Raw genomic sequence first — 14,980 nt, forward strand, 5'->3', positions numbered from 1 at the left:
GGCGAGTTCGGCCGCTGTGCCGGTGCTAGCCTGCACGCATGTCCGAACCCGCCGCCACCGTGCCCGACACCCAGATCTGCGAAAACGCGCGGCTCAGCCGCGACGCGCGCTTCGACGGGCTGTTTTTTACTGCGGTCAGCAGCACCGGTATTTACTGCCGCCCGGTATGCCCGGCGCCGGTGCCGAAGCGCGAGAACGTCCGCTATTTCGCCAACGCCGCCAGCGCGGAAGCGGCCGGCTATCGACCGTGCCTGCGCTGCCGGCCGGAGCTGGCGCCGGGCAACGCGCTCTGGCAGCGCGGCGATCATGTGGTGGCGCGCGCGCTGAAGCTGATCGAGGGCGGCGCGCTGGAGGATCAGTCGCTGGAGCAGCTCGCCGCGCGACTGGCGATCGGTGCACGGCAGCTGCGGCGGCTGTTTGTCGAACGCGTGGGCGCGCCGCCGATCAGCGTGCATACGACGCGTCGCCTGCTGTTCGCCAAGCAGCTGCTGACCGAAACGGCGCTGCCGGTGACGGAAGTGGCGCTGGCTTCGGGCTTTCGCAGCCTGCGCCGGTTCAACGACGCGTTTGCCCAGGCGAACCGGATCGCGCCGCGCGAGCTGCGGCGTCATCCGCGCGCCACCGGCGACGCGGCGCTGGCACTGCGGCTGGGCTATCGGCCGCCGTACGACTTCGAAGCCTTGCTGGCGTTTCTGCGCGGCCGCGCACTGCCCGGCGTGGAGCGGGTCGACGAGCACAGCTATGCGCGCGTGTTCGGCCCCAGCGACGCGCCGGGCTGGCTGCGGCTGAGCGCGTGGCCGGACGGCGAGCACGCGCTGCGGCTGCAGTTGCACTGCCCGCAGCCATCGCAGCTGCTCGGCGTGGTGACGACGCTGCGGCGCATGTTCGACCTGGATGCGAACCCGCAGGCGATCGCCGATACGTTTCATCATGACGCGGTGCTGGGTCCGCTGATCGCCAAACGACCGGGCTTGCGCCTGCCCGGCGGCTGGGACGGCTTCGAAATTGCGGTGCGCGCGATTCTCGGCCAGCAGATCAGCGTGGCCGCGGCGCGAACGCTGGCCACGCGCATCGTGCAGCGCTACGGCGAGCCGCTGCCGGTCGTCAGCGTGCCGGGGCTCGAGCGTTTGTTTCCCACCGCCGCCGCTCTCGCCGAGGCCGATCTGCGCGAGATCGGCGTGACCACCGCGCGCGCGGCGACGATTCGCGGTGTGGCGCAGGCGTTGCTGGATGGCCGCGTGGATTTTCGTGCGGAGCAGACGCTGGAGACCTTTGTCGAACGCTGGATCGCGCTGCCCGGCATCGGCGAATGGACGGCGCATTACATCGCCATGCGTGCACTGAGCGAACCGGATGCGTTTCCCGCGGCGGATCTTATTTTGCGACGCGAGGCGGCCATGGACGACGTGCCGTTGACCACGAAAGCGTTGAACGCACGCGCCGAGGCGTGGCGACCGTGGCGCGCCTATGCCGTGATGCATCTGTGGCGCGGCGCATCGGACAACGTACCCAATCTCAAACAGACGTCTGCCAAACAGACCACCGACAAGCCGACGAGGGCGACGCGATGAGCAAGCCGAGCGAAACGATTTACTACGACGATATGCCAAGCCCGATCGGCGTGCTGCGCCTGGTGGCGGATAGGCACGGCCTGCGTGAGGTGCGTTTTGCCGAACCGCGCCATCCGCGTCCCACGCCGGCCGATTGGGTTCGGGCGAGCGAGCCGCTGGCGTTTGCGCGTGTGCAGCTGGAGGAATATTTTGCCGGCGAACGCGTGGCCTTCGATCTGCCATTGCATCCGCTGGGCACGCCGTTTCAGCTGAGCGTGTGGCGCGAGCTGGCGCGTATTCCCTATGCCGCCACCGCCAGCTATGGCGATATCGCCAAACGCATCGACAATCCGGCCGCTGTTCGCGCGGTGGGCTCTGCGAACGGGCAGAACCCCATTCCGATCATCGTGCCCTGCCATCGCGTGATCGGCAGCAACGGCAGCCTCACCGGCTTCGGTGGCGGCCTGCCGACCAAGCAGTTTCTACTGGCATTGGAACAGCGGATCGCCGGGCGCGATCTGTTTACCGCGAGCGCCTCTGCCAAGTAGCGCGACGGCTCGTCGCCGCCACGCCATCTTGTACACAGCTACAGCTATCGACCGCCGCCGGCGGGCTTGGCGGGCGATGGCGTCACCGGTACAACCACTTGGCCCGACGGCGGCGGCGTAGCGTTGTAACGGTCGATAATGCTCTGCTGGCGCGCGCGATCGATGCGCTGCTGAGCAGCGTTGGCCTGATTCATCTGCTGCTGCATCGGCTGCTGCGTCTGCGGGTTATTGGCGTACGGGCGCATCACGTTCTGGCCCAGCGCCTGATGATTCTGCTGCTCGACCTGCGCCTGCTGCAGTTGGCTGCGCACCTGGGCCTGCTGCATTTTCTGCTGAAGCTGCGCGTTGGCCGACGGCTGCACAATCACCGCGCGAGGTGCCGCCACGGGTGCAGGCTTCACCGGCAGCGGCGTTGCTGGCGCAGGCGTGGTCGCAGCGGCCGCACCAGTGGTCACCGCCAGCCATAAGGCCGCCGATAAAACACGCAAGCGCGCGGCGCGTTTTCTTGCGGCAGGCGCAACGGCGCAGGCGTGTGGTGAGTGGACAACCACGTCGGCGGGAATCTGAGATGTATTCGTCATGGCGGTGCGCGATCATGGGGGATGGTGAGAACATCTTGAGAGCCTCTGCATGAAGATCCTGTTGCGCCCTTTGTTAATTTTACTGGTGGCATTCAGCACCGGTTGCGCCACGCCGCCGCGCACCGATGCCACCGCTCACTCGCCGGCGCCGCTGCTGCTCATTTCCATCGATGCCTATCGCGCCGATTACATCGACCGCGGGCTGAGCCCGACGCTGGCGATGCTGGCCAAGGACGGCGTGCATGCCGACGCGATGCAGCCCTCGTTCCCGTCGCTGACCTTTCCCAACCACTACACCCTCGTCACCGGCCTGCGCCCGGATCACCACGGCATCGTCAACAACACGATGGTCGATCCCACGCTGGGCAAGTTTTCGCTGAGCAACCGCCACGCGGTGAGCGACGGCCGCTGGTGGAACGAAGCCACGCCGATCTGGGAAACCGCCGAGGCGCACGGCCTGCGCACCGCCACGATGTTCTGGCCCGGCTCCGAAGCCACTATCCACGGCCGTCATCCGGATGAGTGGAAGCCGTTCGATGGCGCCGTGACGGCGAATGCCCGCGTCGATCAGGTACTGGCCTGGCTGAACGAACCGGCGGACCGGCGGCCGACCTTTGTCACGCTGTATTTCGATGCGGTGGATCACGCCGGCCACACCTATGGCCCGGACTCGCCGCAGGTCGACGATGCGCTGCGTACCACCGACGCGGCGCTCGCGCGGCTGGTGCAAGGACTGAAGCAGGATGGCCTGTTCGACACGATGAATATCATCATCGTGGCCGATCACGGCATGGCCAGCGTGCCGCTGGCGAACAGCGTGATGATCGACAAGCTGATTCCGATCGACACGGTGCAGACGGTGAGCATGGGCGTTCTGGCCGGCTTCAATCCGACATCGACCACGCCCGATGCGCGCCGCGATTTTGGCGTGGTCGAACACACGCTGGAACAGCCGCAGCAGCACATGCGCTGCTGGGACAAGACGCGCGTGCCGAAGCGGCTGGACTACGGCAGCAATCCGCGCGTGCCGAAGCTGCTGTGCCTGGCCGACGTCGGCTGGCGCATCACCACCACCGACTACGCCGCCAGCCATGCCGGCCATATCAGCATCGGCGAACACGGTTACGACAATGCCGACCCGCGGATGCAGGCAGTGTTTGTGGCGCACGGCCCGGGCTTTCTCAGTGGCGTGAAAGTGCCCGCGTTCCCGAATGTGGACGTCTATCCGCTGATGACGCATCTGCTGCAAATTCCGGCCGCGCCGAACGACGGTGACTACGATGCGGTGAAAGGCATGCTGAAACCGGACGCCCGTTGAAGCGGGCATGAGCATCGAGCTGCGCCATCTGCGCTATTTTCTCGCCGTGGCCGACGAGCTGCACTTTGGTCGCGCGGCGGAACGATTGGGCATGTCGCAGCCGCCGCTCAGCCAGCAGATACGCCAGCTCGAGGAGCGGGTTGGCGCGCGACTGTTCACGCGCACCAACCGCCGCGTCACGCTGACCGATGCCGGCACGCTTTTTCTGGTCGAGGCGCAGGACATTCTGGCCCGCGTCGATCACGCGATCGCGCTGGCACAGCGCGCGCAGCGCGGTGAAGTCGGCGAGCTGCGCATCGGCTTTACCCGCTCCACGCCGCTGTCCGGGCATATCCCGCGCGCGATCTTCGCGTTCCGCCAGGCCGCGCCGTCGGTACAACTGCAATTGCAGGAAATGAATTCGCTGACCCAGATCGACGCCCTGCTCGACCGCCGGCTGCAGGTCGGCATCGTGCGCGGCAACGTGCTGCCGGACACGCTGGTGTCGAAGCGGCTGTTTCGCGATCCGCTGGTGGCCGTGCTGCGCGAAGATCATCCGGCGATGGCCCGACTCGGCAAAAGCCGCCGGCTGCGTATCGAATGGCTGGCGCAGGAATCGTTCGTGCTGTTCGCCCGATCCGCCGGTGCCGGCATTCACGACCACGTGATCGCGCTGTGCCGCAGCGCGGGCTTTACCCCGCGCGTGGTGCAGGACGCGTACGAAGCGTCGACGATCGTCGGCCTGGTGTCCGCGGGGCTCGGCGTATCGATTCTGCCGGCGTCGTGCGAACACATCGGCGTGGCCGGCGTGGCGTACGTGCCGCTGGCCGATCCGGCGGCGATGTCGGAGATTCACGTGGTGCATCAGCGCGACGAGCGCTCGCCGCTGGTCGCACGCTTCGTACGCCTGCTGCTGACGCACGTGCGCGAGAGTTAGCTCGGATAGTTGCTGACTTCGATCAGGTTGCGATCGGGGTCGCGGAAATACACCGACAGAATCGGCCCCTGCGCGCCGGTGCGCTGCACCGGGCCTTCCAGCACGGCCACATGGCAACGTTGCAGATGCGCGATGACCTCGGCCACCGGCACCTGCGTGATAAAGCACACGTCGATCGCACCGGGCGTGGGCGTTTCCGCCTTGGGCTCGAACTCGTGCCCGCGCTGATGCAGGTTGAGCTTCTGCACCCCGAAGGCCAGCGCCTTGCGGCCTTCGCCGAAGGTGATCGTCCGCATGCCGAGCACGCGTTCGTAAAAGGCGCAGGTCGCATCGATATCGGCGACGGTAAGCACGAGGTGATCGAGTGCGTCGATCTTCATGGCATGGCTCCTTTGGTCATGGGTGTGGGCGGCGTGGCCACGTTGACGAGCGGCGGCAGGCCATACAGCTTCCACGCGATCAGCAGGCCGGCCAGCACCAGCGCACCGACGAACGCCGCCACGCTGGGCCAGCCGCCGGCGGCATAGAACAGGCCGCCGCTGGCACCGGCGATGCTCGACCCCATGTAATAACTGAAGAGATACATCGACGACGCCTGCGCCTTGGCGTTGCCGGCGCGGCGCCCGACCCAGCTGCTGACGATGGAATGCCCGCCGAAAAAGCCGAAGGTGATCGCCACGATACCGAGCATGATCAGCCACAGCGACGACAGCAAAGTCAGGCCGATACCTGACAGCATCAGGGCGAAGGCCGTCCACAGCACTTTGCGCCGCCCCAGTCGGCCGGCGAGGCTGCCCATCCAGGCCGAGCTGAAGGTGCCGATCAGATAAATGCCGAAGATCAGCCCGACCACCGCCTGGCTGAGGTTGAACGGCGGCGCCAGCAGGCGATAGCCGAGGTAGTTGTAGACCGTGACAAACGCGCCGAGCAGCAGAAAGCCTTCCAAAAAAAGCCACGGCAGGCCGGGATCGCGAAACATCCGCGCGAACCGATCGAGCAAGGCGCGTGCGCGCAGCGGCTGCGGCACGAAGTGGCGCGTGGCCGGCAGCGCGCGCCAAAAGATCAGCCCGCAGACCAGGCCGATCACCCCGACCACGCTGACGCCGATATGCCAGCCGAAGAAATCCGACAGCACGCCGGTGATCAGCCGCCCGCCCATGCCGCCGACCGCGCTGCCGCTGATATACAGCCCCATGCCCAGGCCGATCGATTCGGGATGCATCTCTTCACTGAGATACGTCATCGCCACCGCGGGCAGCCCGCTGAGCGTGACGCCGAGCAAGGTGCGAACCAGCAGCAGCGCCGTCCAGCTCGGCATCCACGCCGAAATCAGCACCAGCACCGCCGACACCAGCAGCGACACCACCATCACCGATTTGCGGCCCACGGCATCGGACACCGCGCCGGCAAACAGCATCATCACCGCCAGCACGCCGGTGGTCAGCGACAGCGACAAGGCGCTGGTGGCGGCGTTCACGTGGTAGTCGCGAGTGAATTCCGGCATCAGCGGCTGCACGCAGTACAGCAGCCCGAACGTGGCGAAGCCGGCAGCGAACAGCGCCAGGTTGGTGCGCCGAAACGCCGGCGTTCCGTGCCGAATCCAGTCCGGCTCGATCGCCGACTCGATCGTGGCTTCGATCTCCCGCAGACGTTCCATGGCGATGCTCCGATCCGGCGACGATAGGCCGGGATGGCGCAAGATTAGTCCATCGCATCCAGACGATCGATCAGGCAAAACGTCCGCTTTGAGAGGTTTGGCGTATCGATACAGACCATGGCATCACCCGCGAAGTGCCGCCTTTCACCTCAGCGCTCGGGCCAGTACCACGCGGGCTCGTCGAGCTGACCTTGGCCGATGATGCGGGTCTGGCTGAGGTCTTTTTCAAGCGCCACCGTGTTGCAGTCAGGCACGCTTTCAAGCGCCGCGATAAGGCGAGGCGCGTGGGAGACCACCCAGAGCTGGCTGCGCTTCGACGCCTTCACGATCAGCCGCGCCAGCGCTGGCAGCAGATCGGGATGAAGGCTGGTTTCCGGCTCGTTCAACACCATCAACGGCGGTGGCCTAGGGGTATGCAAGGCCGCAATCCACAACAGGTAGCGCAGCGTGCCATCGGACAGTTCGGCCGAGGACAGCGGCCGCAGCAGACCATGCTGACGAAACATCAGGCCGAAGCGGTCGTCGCTGGTCGTCACGCTGACGCAGGCGCCGGGAAACGCATCGTCGACCGCTTCATCGAGCGCCTGCACATCGCCGATTTCGCGAATGGTCTGCCAGGCAGCGGCAAGATCGCGGCCATCGTGACTCAGCACCGGCGTACGCGTACCCAGTTGCGACCAGCGTGCCGGAGCGTCCATGTCGGACCGAAAATGATCGTAAAACCTCCAGCCGCGTATCGATTCGCGCAGCGCCATCACCTCCGGCGCGCGCTCGGGGTCGGCGATCTGGGTAAACATGCTTTCATAGGCACTCAGATGCTCGGCGACGACACGCCAGCTGCGGCCATCGCGCACGCGCACCATTGGCCCACGGCGGTCGACCAGCACGTTCGACGAACGCAGAAACGGACCCGCCCAGATCGCTTCGCGCTTGATTTCGGGGTCGAGCGAAAACGCCGATGGCGGAATAGGTGGCGGCATGCCGAGATCGATCGCATAGCCAAAGTCTTCGCCAGCGAAGCCCAGCTTGAGCGCGATCGGCTCCGTGCGCTTAGTACCTTGAATCGGCACCTCGCCCGTCTGCATGCGACGCGTGATCTTTTCCGGGCCTGCCCACAGCGTCGAGGAAAGACCGCCTTCGCGGGCCAGCGCATTCACCACGCCGCCATTGGCGGTCTCCGCCAGCAGGCGCAAGGCACGATACAGATTCGACTTGCCGCTGCCGTTGGCGCCGGTGACGAGGTTCAGCCGTCCGAGCGGCAGCGTCAGCGATCGCAGCGAACGATAGTTGGCTATGGCCAGCGTGCTGAGCATGGATGCAATCCTTGCGTGGGTCGGTGCAGACGTTTTAGCATCTCGATCGCTTGAACGCAGCAGCGATCACGATCGGTCGATCGGCGCCGCGCAAGACAGTCTCGCCGACACGTTGAAAGGCAGCGGAGCGGCTTTGGTCGGTTGGGGAGAGCGTAGCGATGCCCAACAGCATGCCGACGAAATTCTTTCTATTCGCGGCATCCGTAACTCAAAAAACTACTCCAGTATCAGCAACCACCCCTTGCCCGGTTCGACCGGAATCGCATCGCCAGGCTTGAATTGCGCCGCCGTCTGAAAGCCATCGACCGCTGGCGCCGCCAACGTAGCCTTGTGCGGATCGATACCCAGCGCCTTCCAGTCGATCGCCAGCGTGACGTCGGTTTTCTGCGGCGCCCACGAGGCGATCGCGATCAGCGTTTTACCGTGACGCACGTAGCTGGTCGCCAGCACGTCGTCGCGGCCGGTTTTTACGGGCGCATCGTGGACCCACCAGCCGATCATCCGCTGATGATTTCGTGGCCGAGCGACTGCAGCATCGGCAGCTCGGGCGCCCGATCGGACAGCTCGCGGATGGTGTCGTAGATCTTCACTTCCATGCCGCGGCGATGCGCCGCGTCGACATACGCACGCATCGCGCCGGCTTCGAGAAACGGATAGTTGATCCACGGATTGATCGGCGTGGCGTGATGGATATTCACCACGTTCGCGCCGTCGGCCTGGATCGTAGCCAGGTCGTCGTACTTGTGGAAATAGCGCTCGGCGAAATGCTCGGCGGGGTCGATCGTCTTGAATGGCGTCACGCGCATGACGAGGTTGAAGTGCAGCGTCTGGCCGGCGGTCATGCTGCGGGGGCCGCTGAATGCCGAAACTTGATAGTTTTCTTGGTAGCGCACGAGCCGGATGCCTCCGTGACCCTCGTTACCCCACGAGGTCGGCATCTGCAGCGGCTGTTGGTGATAGAAGTTGGTATTGAGCGGCCGCCGGTAATTTTCATCGCGCAGATGAAATTCCAGCCCGGCGTTCACGGCACCGATCCACGCGCCGTCCTGATTGTTTTGGACGTTCCACTTCCAGTCGAACTCTCTCGGCGCTTCGCTACCCTGCCGGCCCAGACCAAGTTCGTACTGCGCAACCTCATGATGCAGCGGAATTTCCAGAGCGATGTTTTGGATCGCCGTCGCATCGACGGCCGTGACGGCGATGTCGTAACTCAAGGTGCCGTCCGCTTCCAGCGTGCCGCGCAGATCAGCCTTCAGTAAGCCAAGCTTTTCCGAAACCGTCCAGTGAACCTTGCCGGGGCCGTCGCGCACGACGGATGGCGGGGACTTGGAGGCATCTTCTATCAACGCATCTGGGTTCGACAGCCGATCAAACAGTGCATCGAGAGCTTGGCGAGCCATCTTTTTCGACGCCGGCCTATGGACCATCTCTGCAGGAGACAGATCATGCTCGCCTGTCGCGTCTTTCAGCGTCAGAGTGATGGGCGCAACAAAAAAAGGCTTCGGCTTCTGCGTCAAACCCGTCATGCGCTCACTGAAGTGGCTGGTGATCTGCCCAGGCAAACCGCTATCGGCCAATCGGATCTCACGCCCAAGTATCCCCAGCCGCCCACCGTTGACGGTAATCGCCGTGAACGGCTCGACCAGCGAGTCGTCCTGCGCGGTGCGCGAATCGAGCCAGCGCAGCCGTGTCAGCTTCGAGGGATCGTCGTCGCCGTGCGCGGCCGCGTTGTCGGCCGTTACGGTGATCGCCAGCGGCACGGTTTGCGGCGGCACGCCGTCGGCGCGTACGGTCAGCTCGCCGCGATACACGCCCGGCTTGGCATCGGCGGGAATATCCAGCCCCATCCACAGCGGCTGCACCCGTTCTTTGCCGACATCCACGCGCGCCGTGAACGGTTGGCCGGCGTAGTCGACACCGCCCAGGTTGAAACAAGTCAGCGCGGCGGCGGGAAGGATCGCGCCGTCCGGGCCGTGCAGATCGGCCAGCGTTACTTTCACGTCGCCGACCGCCTCGTGCGGCGCCCACAAGCCGACCTGAAAACTCAGGTATTCGCCGCGCTGCGCCGTATCGGTCAATGACCCGCCCGCACCGCGGACGGCCCAGCGCTCGGGCAGCTGATCGAACATGCGTACCGGATGCGCGCGTGTTTCGGGAAACAGCAGCAGCGATAGCCCGGTGTTGGCCGCCAGCAGACGCTGCAGCGCCTGTGGCGTGGCCGTGCGCTCCATGTCGGTATAGCCGTCGAAATCGTCGACCGCTTCGTCGCGCAGCACCTGCGCCTGCGACAGATGCTTCCAGGCCGCCGCATCGCCGCCGACCTTTTTTGCCCACCTGGGATCCGCGCCGTCTTTCGGCGTTGCGTAGGTCACCGTCGGGTAGTTGCTGCGCCCGTTGCTGAGATAGGGCTGGTAGTAGATGGCGTAGACGCCGGGCTGCTTCGCCGTAAACACCAGCTCGCCGGAGGCCTGGTCGATGGCGCCACGCAGCACGTTGTCGACAACGCTACCGTCCGGCGCGGTAACGATGATGGCTACCCGATCTGGATACTTATCGCGGCGTCGCCATGGAATGACCACATGCACTGCGTCGGCCGCTTTGGCCACCTGCACCAGATAGCGATGATTGCCGAAGGTCGAGGCGTTCCAGCGCAGCGCCGGCATGGATGCAGGCGTCTGGGCATCGCAAGCCGCCGTGGCCGACACGCCGAGCATCGCACACGCCATCAACCACGTCACATGCCGCTTGCTCATCGTGTCTCCAGACGCCGCCCCGGATCAGCGCACAGGTGTAACGGCTGCCTTTGGATCGCGCAAGCCAACCGACGCCACATGCCTTCGGCGAATCAGGCGCCGCGATCGCTGCGTAAGACGCGCAGCGCGTCATCGTCTCCCGCCGAATCCTTGCCGCTGACCCAGCTGAAAAGACCGATGCCGATCACGATCGCCAGCGCACCGAAAGCGGCGAAGCCATGCGGCCACGCCTCGCCGAGAAACAGCACGCCGAGCAAGGTGGCGAACAGCAGCTCGGCCGCCTGCATCGCCTCTACTGCGGCCAGCGCGGTCGGCTCGCTGCGGACCAGATCCGTCGCGCGAAAAAACAGCACGGTGGCGATCGTGCCCGACGACAGCGCCACGCCGGCGGCCAGCAGCATTTCGCGTGGGCTCGGCGGGCCGATCGTGCACCAGGCGATCGCCGCAAACAGCAGCCACAGCGGCCAGCTGCACAGCGTCATGCCGAATACCCGCTGCACGGCGGAGATATGGCTGGCCCCCTGCTTCGGGCTGGTTTTCTCAAGGTGCAGCAGAAGGCCGCGATTGCCCAATGGGTACGCGAAGGCCGCCAGCGCCACCGCCGCGATGGCCAGCCAGTCGCCCGCCGACAGCCGGCCCTGCGCATGGCCCCATTGCAGGGTGAATACGCCGGCGACAATGAGTACGCCGATGCCCAGGCTGCGCCACGCCAGCCGGCGGCGCTCGTCGCGGTACAGCAGCGGGGCCAGCAGCGGCCCGGCCAACACGGTGATCTGGAAGCTGCCGGCAATCAGCCAGGACGGCCCGCTGCTCGCCGCCCAGGTCAAAGGAATGCCGAACAACACAAAGCCCACGCTGCTCCACAGCAGCCACGATCGCGGATAGCGCCGAAGCTCCTGCGGCAACGCGCCCAAACCGCCCTGCCACGGAATCACCAGTGCCAACAGCGGCAGCGTGAACAGATAACGCAGAATCACCGCCCACTGCCAATGCCCACCGCCTGCCACCAAGCTGCGGTTGAGTACATAGGTGAGCGTGAAGAACAGCGCGGAACATAGCGCCAGACCGACGGCTTTGAGCGAGGACGAGCGCATGACATGACCGAAACGGATCGAGGCATCAGTGTGCCATAGCAGGCGTCGGCCAGTCGCTGTCCGCTTTACCGATGCGGCATCAGCCTGGGCAGCCGTATTGCCGGTTTATACGGGGTAAATCACAGACGTCTAAACGTCCATTCATTTCATCGAAAGATGATTTTTCTGAAAATCCATCGACCCCGGGAAAGGCTGCAGATTGGAACCTAGAGCAGCGGCCCGCCGTTTTCTGCCGCAGCAAGCATCGGCAGCCGCAGAGTCACACGCAGGCCACCGCCGGGCACGTTCTCGGCGCGAATCTCGCCCCCGTGCACCTGCACCACACGCTGCACGATCGCCAGGCCCACGCCGTGGCCATCGGCGCGCACGGCGTTGCTGCCGCGATAGAACGGCCGAAACAGCGAGGCCAGCTCGGCCTCCGGTACGCCGGGGCCATGATCGCGTATCGATAATTCGGCGTTGCCCTGCACCGCCTGCACGCTCAGCTCCACCACGCCGCCTACCGGGCTGAACTTGATCGCATTGGCGATCAGGTTGCCCACGGCGCGCTCCAGCAGCAGAGGGCTGCCGGTCATGAGCAACGGCGCACTGGCGTGCATTTGCAGCAGCACCTGGCGCACGCCCGCTTCCAGCTCGGCCTGCGCCACGCAGGTGCGGACCAGTTCGTCCAGATCCAGGCGCTCGCGGTTCATGCCGGGGATGCCGCCTTCCAGACGCGACAACGCCAGCATCTCGCCGGTCATGCGATCGAGCCGGTCGATCTCCTGTTCGGCCTGCAGAAAATACGGCTCGGCTTCGTCCGGACTTTGGCTGCGCTGAGCGAAATTCAGAATCAGGTGCAGCCGAGCCAGCGGCGAGCGCAGCTCGTGCGACAGATCCTGCAATACCCCGCGATCGTGCGCGACCAGCGCCTCGATGCGTTCGGCCATCGTGTCGAAATCGTAGGCCAGCTGCGCCAGTTCGTCGTGCTTGTCGCCACGACGGCGCCCTACCCGCGTCGAGAGTTCCCCGGCAGCCATGCGTCGGGTGGCATCGCGCAACGCCTCGACCGGCCGCGCCACGCTGCGTGCGACCCACCAGCTCAGCAGGCCGATGAGAACCAGCAGCAGGGTCAGCTGCACGCCCCACAGAATCAGCTGCCGCGTCTGCGGCGCGATACGCGCATGCGAGCGGCTCAGTGCCACCAGCTGGCGCGCGCGGCCATCGTCCCCGGTAACCTGCTGCACGGCGACGTAAAGCCCCGGATACGGGTGCAGCACCACGTCCTTGTCGGCATCGAGCCAGCCCGACAGCGAGCGTTCGATCGAAGGATGCAGGCGGATCGGCGACAACGGCTGGCCTTTTTCGTACAGCGTGGCCTCGATGCCATCGTTTCGCTGCTGCATCGACCAGTCGGCCAGCGCGTTGACGCCGCCGCTTTCGTAAGCCACGTCGGCGCTTTGAGCCAGCGCGACCCAGTCGATTTCCTTGGCCGTGGTGTAGTCGATGAAACCGCGCGTCAGCAGGCTGCCCAGAAAAAGCACCAGCAGGTTGCCGATGCCGAACCACAGCAGCAGCCGCCGATAGAGCGAGCTCTTGAACGGGCTCACGGCGTGCTGACCACGAGCACGTAGCCGGCGCCGCGCACGGAGTCGATATGCGGCGCTTTCGGCGAGGCTTCGGCCAGTTTGTGGCGCAGACGGCTCACATGCACATCGACGCTGCGATCGAAGCGCTCCAGCTCGCGGCCCAGGGCGAAGCGCGTCAGCACCGCTTTTTCGACCAGCTCGCCGGCGCGCTGCGCCAGCGCCTGCAGCAGCATGTATTCGGCGCCGGTGAGCGAGATTTCGTTGTCGTCGGCAAAGGCGCGGCGCTCGCCCGGCAGCAGGCGCAGCACGCCTACCTGCAATACGCCCGCCATGACCGGCGTATTGCGCCGCAGCTGCGCGCGCACACGGGCGAGCAGTTCGCGCGGCAGGCACGGCTTGGACAGGTAATCGTCGGCGCCCAGCTCCAGACCGACGATGCGATCGACCGGCTCGCCGCGCGCGGACAGCATGATCACCGGCAGGCGGTACTGCAGGCGCAATTCGCGCAGCGTTTCCAGCCCGTCGCGGCCCGGCATCATCACGTCGAGAATCAGCAGATCCGGGCGCTGCGCGCCGCTGTGCAGATGCGTCAGCGCGGTGGTGCCGTCGTGCGCGACATCCACCTCGAAACCTTCGCGCTGCAGGTAGTCGGCCAGCAGGCTGCAGAGGGCGCGGTCGTCGTCGACAATCAGGATTCGGGACATGGTGCTCGGATGCTTATGGCAGCGAAGATGTGACGGTTAGTGGTGTGAAATGCCGACAAGATAGGGCAACAGCTAAGCGGCAGCGCGTGCGCAGCACCACGTGCTTTACCCATCTTTACCACGCGGCAAAGAACATATACGCGGGGGTGCCGTCCAATATACGCAACAAACCACCCCCACAACTCGAAGGAATTACCTATGCGCAAGAGCACTTCACTCCTCCTGGCTCTCACGGCGGCCGTGTCCTGCACCACGCTTGCGGTTTCCGCACAGGCCGGTGGTCCGCAGGGCGGCTGGCACGGCGGTCACGGCCACAGCCAGTTCATGGCCTTGAGCAAGCTCAACCTCACCGACGCGCAGCGCGCCAGCATCAAGCAGATCATGCAGACCAGCTTTGCGCAGAACAAAACGCAGCGTCAGGCCCTGCATCAGCAGCGCGAAGCCTTTGAGGCGATGACGCCGGATCAGGTCGGCTACCAGGCCGCCGCCGCCAGCCTCGCCACCGCCGAAGCGGCCGCCACTCAGCAGCGTGTGCAGCAGCAGGCCACCATCCGTGCCCAGGTCTATGCCGTTCTGACCAGCGCGCAGAAGGCACAGTACGCCACCCTGAAGGCTCAGCAACAGGCTCGCAAGGCGCAGTGGGAGCAGTTCAAGGCTGCCAACCCGGTCTCGAACACGGCCCCGACCTCGTCGGCGCAGTAAGCTCAAGCTAGCGGGCAACACGGCGGCGCCAGCGATGTAGCCGGCGCCGCCAACCGTCGAACGACAGCTCAGCGATAACCCCAGTGGCCGGCGACCCAGACATGCTGCGGCGCCCAGTAACCGCCGATCCACACGCGCTGATGATATGGGCGAGGCGGCGGCACCACGATGCAGCCCGCCAGCGACATGGCGCCGCCCAGCAGCGCCGCACCTAACAGTACGGTAGACATGAATCGACGCATGGCAGCACTCCGGTAGCAGGATGTGAGGCCTCCA

Annotated in this window: 15 protein-coding genes; 5 read left to right on the forward strand and 10 right to left on the reverse strand. The window is 65.5% G+C overall.

Annotation, left to right across the window (positions count from 1 at the left end; genetic code table 11):
* The first annotated feature begins 38 nt into the window (after positions 1–38).
* Together HDE78_RS03050 and HDE78_RS03055 are read left to right on the forward strand one after the other, a co-directional pair.
* On the forward strand, positions 39–1,571 hold the full coding sequence (locus HDE78_RS03050) for a DNA-3-methyladenine glycosylase 2 (protein WP_179477015.1): 1,533 nt from the start codon (positions 39–41) through the stop codon (positions 1,569–1,571).
* Positions 1,568–2,098: a methylated-DNA--[protein]-cysteine S-methyltransferase gene (locus tag HDE78_RS03055; protein ID WP_179477016.1), complete on the forward strand. Its 531-nt coding sequence runs from the start codon at positions 1,568–1,570 to the stop codon at positions 2,096–2,098. The genes HDE78_RS03050 and HDE78_RS03055 overlap by 4 nt, the downstream gene beginning before the upstream one ends.
* A gap of 44 nt (positions 2,099–2,142) precedes the next feature.
* Here HDE78_RS03055 and HDE78_RS03060 read toward each other — a convergent pair whose 3' ends face one another.
* On the reverse strand, positions 2,143–2,679 hold the full coding sequence (locus HDE78_RS03060; protein ID WP_179477017.1) for a hypothetical protein: 537 nt from the start codon (positions 2,677–2,679) through the stop codon (positions 2,143–2,145).
* 49 nt (positions 2,680–2,728) lie between these two features.
* On the opposite strand from HDE78_RS03060, the gene HDE78_RS03065 reads away from it, so the two are divergent.
* Positions 2,729–3,997 (forward strand): ectonucleotide pyrophosphatase/phosphodiesterase, encoded by a 1,269-nt coding sequence (locus tag HDE78_RS03065; RefSeq protein ID WP_179477018.1) that lies wholly within the window; start codon positions 2,729–2,731, stop codon positions 3,995–3,997.
* Positions 3,998–4,004: 7 nt separating this feature from the next.
* Positions 4,005–4,913, forward strand: coding sequence for a LysR family transcriptional regulator (locus tag HDE78_RS03070; RefSeq protein WP_179477019.1), 909 nt, complete (start codon positions 4,005–4,007; stop codon positions 4,911–4,913).
* Here HDE78_RS03070 and HDE78_RS03075 read toward each other — a convergent pair.
* From HDE78_RS03075 to HDE78_RS03110, 8 genes are all read right to left on the reverse strand, one after another.
* Positions 4,910–5,293, reverse strand: coding sequence for a VOC family protein (locus HDE78_RS03075; RefSeq protein WP_179477020.1), 384 nt, complete (start codon positions 5,291–5,293; stop codon positions 4,910–4,912). The genes HDE78_RS03070 and HDE78_RS03075 overlap by 4 nt on opposite strands.
* Complete coding sequence (locus HDE78_RS03080) at positions 5,290–6,570, reverse strand: MFS transporter (protein WP_179477021.1); 1,281 nt, start codon at positions 6,568–6,570, stop codon at positions 5,290–5,292. The genes HDE78_RS03075 and HDE78_RS03080 overlap by 4 nt, the downstream gene beginning before the upstream one ends.
* 149 nt (positions 6,571–6,719) lie before the next feature.
* Complete coding sequence (locus tag HDE78_RS03085) at positions 6,720–7,883, reverse strand: AAA family ATPase (RefSeq protein ID WP_179477022.1); 1,164 nt, start codon at positions 7,881–7,883, stop codon at positions 6,720–6,722.
* Positions 7,884–8,099: 216 nt separating this feature from the next.
* The gene (locus tag HDE78_RS03090; RefSeq protein ID WP_179477023.1) at positions 8,100–8,384 is read right to left on the reverse strand and encodes a glycoside hydrolase domain-containing protein; all 285 of its coding nucleotides are present in this window, start codon (positions 8,382–8,384) and stop codon (positions 8,100–8,102) included.
* Positions 8,381–10,636, reverse strand: coding sequence for a glycoside hydrolase domain-containing protein (locus HDE78_RS03095; protein WP_179477024.1), 2,256 nt, complete (start codon positions 10,634–10,636; stop codon positions 8,381–8,383). The genes HDE78_RS03090 and HDE78_RS03095 overlap by 4 nt, the downstream gene beginning before the upstream one ends.
* A gap of 92 nt (positions 10,637–10,728) precedes the next feature.
* Positions 10,729–11,730, reverse strand: coding sequence for a multidrug resistance efflux transporter family protein (locus tag HDE78_RS03100; RefSeq protein ID WP_179477025.1), 1,002 nt, complete (start codon positions 11,728–11,730; stop codon positions 10,729–10,731).
* Positions 11,731–11,936: 206 nt separating this feature from the next.
* Positions 11,937–13,319 (reverse strand): HAMP domain-containing sensor histidine kinase, encoded by a 1,383-nt coding sequence (locus tag HDE78_RS03105; RefSeq protein ID WP_179477026.1) that lies wholly within the window; start codon positions 13,317–13,319, stop codon positions 11,937–11,939.
* A complete protein-coding gene (locus tag HDE78_RS03110; RefSeq protein ID WP_179477027.1) occupies positions 13,316–14,002 on the reverse strand; it encodes a response regulator transcription factor in 687 nt (228 codons plus the stop codon). The genes HDE78_RS03105 and HDE78_RS03110 overlap by 4 nt, the downstream gene beginning before the upstream one ends.
* 198 nt (positions 14,003–14,200) lie before the next feature.
* On the opposite strand from HDE78_RS03110, the gene HDE78_RS03115 reads away from it, so the two are divergent.
* On the forward strand, positions 14,201–14,704 hold the full coding sequence (locus HDE78_RS03115; RefSeq protein ID WP_179477028.1) for a Spy/CpxP family protein refolding chaperone: 504 nt from the start codon (positions 14,201–14,203) through the stop codon (positions 14,702–14,704).
* Positions 14,705–14,772: 68 nt separating this feature from the next.
* Here HDE78_RS03115 and HDE78_RS03120 read toward each other — a convergent pair whose 3' ends face one another.
* Positions 14,773–14,946: a YXWGXW repeat-containing protein gene (locus HDE78_RS03120; RefSeq protein ID WP_179477029.1), complete on the reverse strand. Its 174-nt coding sequence runs from the start codon at positions 14,944–14,946 to the stop codon at positions 14,773–14,775.
* Positions 14,947–14,980 lie beyond the last annotated feature (34 nt).

It is taken from the genome of Rhodanobacter sp. K2T2 (assembly GCF_013408815.1).
GTDB lineage: Bacteria > Pseudomonadota > Gammaproteobacteria > Xanthomonadales > Rhodanobacteraceae > Rhodanobacter.